Source organism: Enterobacter cloacae complex sp. P47BA (genome assembly GCF_014930485.1).
Classification (GTDB): domain Bacteria; phylum Pseudomonadota; class Gammaproteobacteria; order Enterobacterales; family Enterobacteriaceae; genus Enterobacter; species Enterobacter bugandensis.
Genome location: NZ_JADBRF010000039.1, coordinates 1 through 5,603 on the forward strand (window position 1 = coordinate 1; position 5,603 = coordinate 5,603).

Genomic DNA, 5,603 nt, shown 5'->3' on the forward strand with positions numbered 1-5,603 from the left:
ATTTTCGCTGTTCTCTGCTGACCCGGCGGCGTGTGTGCCGTTGTTCCGTGTCAGTGGAGGCGCATTATAGGGAGTAATTCCGAAGCTGCAAGGATAAAGTGAAAATTATTTACTGACTGCTCACTTTCCAGGCAAAACGCATCCCAGACCTCAATTTTCGCCTGGCTTTTAAACAAAAACGAGCCGCAAGCGGCTCGTTTTTGCGTTTTGTGACTTACTGCACTGCCACAATACGATCGTCGTTGGCTTCCAGACGGATAACTTTGCCCGGAATCAGTTCTCCGGAGAGGATCTGCTGCGCCAGCGGGTTTTCTATCTGCTGCTGAATAGCACGTTTCAGTGGACGCGCACCATAAACCGGATCGTAACCATTCTCGCTCAGCAGCTTCAGCGCATCGTCGGAGATGTGAATTTCATATCCACGCTCTTCCAGACGTTTGTACAGACGCTGCAGCTGGATCTGCGCAATCGACGCAATGTGTTTCTCTCCCAGAGGATGGAATACCACCACTTCGTCAATACGGTTAATGAACTCCGGACGGAAGTTATGGCTCACCACACCGAGCACCAGATCCTTCATATGGCTGTAGTCCAGCTCACCGAAACGTTCCTGAATCAAATCGGAACCCAGGTTCGAGGTCATGATGACGACCGTATTACGGAAATCGACCGTTCTCCCCTGCCCGTCTGTCAGACGACCATCATCCAGCACCTGAAGCAGGATGTTGAACACATCCGGATGCGCTTTTTCCACCTCATCCAGCAGGATGACGGAATAAGGACGCCGGCGCACCGCTTCGGTCAGGTAGCCGCCCTCTTCATAACCAACATATCCCGGAGGCGCACCGACCAGGCGCGAGACGGAGTGTTTCTCCATGAACTCGGACATGTCGATACGCACCATCGCATCGTCGCTGTCGAACATAAAGTTTGCCAGCGCTTTACACAGTTCGGTTTTACCGACACCGGTCGGCCCCAGGAACAGGAACGAACCGATCGGGCGATTTGGATCGGACAGCCCTGCACGGCTACGGCGAATAGCGTTGGAGACCGCTTCAACCGCCTCGTCCTGACCAATCACCCGCTGATGCAGATCCTGCTCCATACGCAGCAGCTTATCGCGTTCGCTTTCCATCATGCGCGCCACCGGAATACCGGTCCAGCGAGCGAGCACTTCGGCAATTTCGGCATCCGTCACTTTATTACGTAACAGACGCATGGTTTTGCCTTCAGACTGCGTGGCGATCTCAAGCTGTTTCTCCAGCTCAGGGATTTTGCCGTACTGCAGTTCAGACATACGTGCCAGGTCACCCACACGGCGAGCCTGCTCAATGGCAATTTTGGCCTGTTCGAGTTCCGCTTTAATGGTTTGCGTGCCAGAGAGGGAGGCTTTCTCGGCTTTCCACTCTTCTTCCAGCTCAGAATACTGGCGCTCTTTATCGTCCAGCTCTTCATTGAGCATATCCAGGCGTTTCTTACTGGCTTCATCAGACTCTTTTTTCAGCGCCTGCTGTTCCAGCTTGAGCTGAATGATGCGGCGGTCGAGTCGGTCCAGTTCTTCCGGCTTCGAGTCAATCTGCATACGAATGCTCGACGCTGCTTCATCGATCAGGTCGATTGCTTTATCAGGCAACTGACGATCGGCGATATAACGATGCGAAAGCGTCGCCGCCGCAACGATGGCCGGGTCAGTAATCTGCACATGGTGGTGCAGTTCATAACGCTCTTTCAGACCACGCAGGATCGCGATGGTATCTTCAACGCTTGGCTCGGCAACAAACACTTTCTGGAAACGACGTTCCAGAGCGGCATCTTTCTCAATGTACTGACGGTACTCATCCAGCGTGGTGGCACCGACGCAGTGAAGTTCACCGCGCGCCAGCGCAGGTTTCAGCATGTTCCCGGCATCCATCGCGCCGTCAGCCTTACCAGCCCCCACCATGGTGTGCAGTTCGTCGATAAACAGAATGACGTTGCCTTCCTGTTTCGCCAGGTCGTTAAGCACGCCTTTCAAACGCTCTTCAAACTCACCGCGGTATTTCGCCCCGGCCACCAGCGCGCCCATATCCAGCGCCAGTACGCGGCGGCCTTTCAACCCTTCCGGCACTTCACCGTTTACGATACGCTGCGCAAGCCCTTCAACGATGGCGGTTTTACCGACCCCCGGCTCACCAATCAGTACCGGGTTGTTTTTGGTACGACGCTGCAGTACCTGAATCGTACGGCGGATCTCTTCGTCACGGCCGATAACCGGGTCAAGTTTGCCCTGCTCGGCACGTTCGGTCAGATCGACCGTAAATTTCTTCAAAGCCTGACGTTGGTCTTCGGCTCCCTGATCGTTCACGCTTTCACCTCCGCGCATTTTCTCAATCGCCTGAGTCACATTGGCGGTGGTTGCACCGGCAGATTTCAGCAGGTCGGTCAAGGTACCGCGTGATTCAAGCGCCGCCAGAACAAAGAGCTCCGACGAAATAAAGTTGTCCCCACGTTTTTGCGCCAGCTTGTCGCAAAGGTTCAGCACGCGCACCAGATCCTGCGACGGTTGAACGTCGCCGCCGGTACCTTCTACCTGCGGTAAACGGCTCAGCGCCTGATCGATAGCGGTGCGTAACTGGCCAGCATTAATGCCAGCAGACGTTAATAAAGGACGTACCGATCCCCCTTCCTGATTTAGCAAGGCGCTCATTAAATGAAGAGGTTCGATGAATTGGTTGTCGTGCCCCAGTGCAAGGGACTGGGCATCGGCGAGAGCAAGCTGGAATTTATTAGTAAGACGATCCAGACGCATAACTCCTCCCATAACAGGTCAAATTTGCTACTGGAGATTAAATGAGGTCATCCCTCAATTATTCAAGGTTAATGACCTGAATTAAGTGAAAAGAAAACGGCACGTGCCGGATCGTCTTGATTCTTTAGGTTATATCAGCCAAATGAAACTTGCCATACGACCCGTCGTCTTGTCGCGGCGATAGGAGAAAAAATCACCCTTTTCGGTGAACGTACAGCGATCGCCGCCGAAGATCTGCGTTACGCCAATATTATTCAGACGCTGGCGGGCAAGCTGGTAAATATCCGCCAGATATTTTTCCCCGGCAGGCAGGAAGGCCTCAATGGCTTGCGGATCTTTTTCCATGAATGCTTCGCGAACCTCCGGCCCCACTTCAAAAGCACGAGGGCCAATCGCCGGACCTAGCCAGGCCATGATATTGGCGGGATCATCATTGAAGCAGGCGACGGTCTCTTCCAGCACGCCCTCGCATAAGCCACGCCAGCCCGCGTGCGCTGCTGCCACCTCCGTACCGGCACGGTTACAAAACAGAACCGGCAGACAATCGGCGGTCATTACGGCACAAACCGTGCCCGGCGTATTACTGTAAGAAGCATCGGCGCGTTTGGAAGCGTAAGGTTCTCCCGTCAGCTTCAGTACCGCTTTGCCGTGAACCTGCTCCAGCCAAACCGGCTTCGACGGCAGATTTCCCGCAGCAAACAGACGCGTGCGGTTCTCTTCAACGTGTTCCAGGCTGTCGCCGCAGTGTGCGCCGAGGTTTAAAGACTCCCACGCGCCCTGGCTCACGCCGCCAATACGGGTCGAACTACAGGCGGCCACGCCTGCAGGCAGCGGCCACTCCGGGACAATCAGTTTGGTCATAACCAGTCCACTTGATCCTTATGTTCTTCGAAATCGGCACGCATGGCATCAATGAGTTCCACCATATCCTGCGGGATAGGCGCATGCCATTCCATCTGGATACCACTGATTGGGTGATAAAGACGCAGCATGGTCGCGTGCAGCGCCTGACGATCGAATTTACGCAATACGCTGATGAACTCATCCGACGCGCCTTTTGGCGGACGCGGACGACCGCCGTACACCTGATCCCCCACCAGCGGATGGGTAATGTGCGCCATGTGTACGCGGATCTGGTGAGTACGACCGGTTTCCAGGCGCAGGCGCAGGCGGGTATGAATACGGAAGTGCTCCATAATGCGATAGTGCGTCACCGCCGGTTTACCCATCGGATGCACCGACATATGGGTACGTTTCGTCGGGTGACGGCTGATCGGCTCTTCTACCGTGCCGCCAGCGGTCATGTGTCCAATCGCCACCGCTTCATATTCGCGAGTAATCTCACGCAGCTGCAGCGACTCCACCAGACGGGTTTGAGCGGGAACGGTCTTCGCCACCACCATCAGGCCGGTGGTGTCTTTATCCAGACGGTGAACGATGCCTGCACGTGGGACATCCGCAATCGGCGGATAATAATGAAGAAGTGCGTTAAGTACCGTACCGTCTGGATTCCCTGCGCCCGGATGAACAACCAGGTCGCGCGGCTTGTTGATCACCAGAATGTCATCATCTTCATAGACGATGTCCAATGGGATATCCTGCGGCTCGAAGCGGATTTCCTCTTCGATTTCAGCATTGATGGCAACAGCTTCCCCACCAAACACTTTCTCTTTTGGTTTGTCCCAGATCTTGCCGTTTACCAGCACGCGCTGGTCAAGGATCCATTCTTTTATGCGTGAACGCGAATAATCAGGGAACAATTCGGCCAAAGCCTGATCTAAGCGTTGACCGAGCTGATTTTCGGAGACTGTTGCGGTGAGTTCTACTCGTTGTGCCATAAACTGCTTCTTTGTTTAACGTTGGGTTTTACGGCTTTGCCGTTTAATATAGTGTGCTATTGTAGCTGGTCTTAATCGGGAGCAGGAACAGAGTTTCTCCCGGACAAACATTTGAGGAAAGTCAAAACGTCATGACGCGCATGAAATATCTGGTGGCAGCGGCCACGTTGAGCCTGGCTTTGGTGGGCTGCTCCGGTTCGAATGAACAGGTCCCTGACAATCCGCCGAATGAAATCTATGCGACTGCACAACAAAAGTTGCAGGACGGTAACTGGAAACAGGCGATAACGCAACTGGAAGCGTTGGATAATCGCTATCCATTTGGTCCGTATTCGCAGCAGGTACAGTTAGATCTTATCTACGCCTACTACAAAAATGCCGATCTGCCGCTGGCTCAGGCAACTATCGATCGTTTCATGCGTCTGAACCCGACTCATCCTAACATCGACTACGTCATGTACATGCGCGGCCTGACCAACATGGCGCTGGACGACAGCGCCCTGCAGGGCTTCTTCGGCGTAGATCGCTCCGACCGTGACCCGCAGCATGCGCGCGACGCCTTCAATGACTTCTCCAAGCTGGTGCGCGGCTATCCGAACAGTCAGTACGTGACCGACGCCACCAAACGTCTGGTGTTCCTGAAAGATCGTCTGGCGAAATATGAGTACTCCGTTGCGGAATACTATACCCGCCGTGGCGCATGGGTTGCCGTGGTTAACCGCGTAGAAGGTATGCTGCGTGATTACCCGGATACTCAGGCAACGCGCGACGGCCTGAAGCTGATGGAAAATGCTTACCGTCAGATGCAGATGACCGCTCAGGCTGAAAAAGTGGCGAAAATCATCGCCGCGAACAGCAGCAACACGTGATATCGCTTCAATGCAAAACGGCAGCCCGAAGGCTGTAATGCCGATCAGTTAAGGATCGGTTGACCGATCCAGTGGCTGTGTAAGAATCCGGAAATGTTTACCCGTTTC

General features: G+C 54.2%; 4 protein-coding genes. 1 reads left to right on the forward strand and 3 read right to left on the reverse strand.

Going from position 1 to position 5,603, the window contains the following annotated elements; genetic code table 11:
- Positions 1-214: 214 nt before the first annotated feature.
- The 3 genes from clpB to rluD form a co-directional block, all read right to left on the reverse strand.
- Positions 215-2,788, reverse strand: a complete 2,574-nt coding sequence (gene clpB / locus IM299_RS22710) for an ATP-dependent chaperone ClpB (protein WP_041908644.1) — start codon at positions 2,786-2,788, stop codon at positions 215-217.
- 129 nt (positions 2,789-2,917) lie between these two features.
- Positions 2,918-3,649 (reverse strand): purine nucleoside phosphorylase YfiH, encoded by a 732-nt coding sequence (yfiH, locus tag IM299_RS22715; RefSeq protein ID WP_041908642.1) that lies wholly within the window; start codon positions 3,647-3,649, stop codon positions 2,918-2,920.
- Positions 3,646-4,626, reverse strand: a complete 981-nt coding sequence (gene rluD, locus IM299_RS22720) for a 23S rRNA pseudouridine(1911/1915/1917) synthase RluD (protein ID WP_028014116.1) — start codon at positions 4,624-4,626, stop codon at positions 3,646-3,648. The genes yfiH and rluD overlap by 4 nt, the downstream gene beginning before the upstream one ends.
- A 131-nt stretch (positions 4,627-4,757) precedes the next feature.
- On the opposite strand from rluD, the gene bamD reads away from it, so the two are divergent.
- Entirely contained in the window at positions 4,758-5,495 is a 738-nt protein-coding gene (gene bamD / locus IM299_RS22725; protein ID WP_023308867.1) for an outer membrane protein assembly factor BamD, read from the forward strand.
- The last annotated feature ends 108 nt before the right edge of the window (positions 5,496-5,603 follow it).

What these genes read in the sequence shown, in the direction of transcription:
- clpB (WP_041908644.1), bottom strand. Translation starts at nt 2,788, where the DNA reads ATGCGTCTGGATCGTCTTACTAATAAATTCCAGCTTGCTCTCGCCGAT.
- yfiH (WP_041908642.1), bottom strand. Translation starts at nt 3,649, where the DNA reads ATGACCAAACTGATTGTCCCGGAGTGGCCGCTGCCTGCAGGCGTGGCC.
- rluD (WP_028014116.1), bottom strand. Translation starts at nt 4,626, where the DNA reads ATGGCACAACGAGTAGAACTCACCGCAACAGTCTCCGAAAATCAGCTC.
- bamD (WP_023308867.1), top strand. Translation starts at nt 4,758, where the DNA reads ATGACGCGCATGAAATATCTGGTGGCAGCGGCCACGTTGAGCCTGGCT.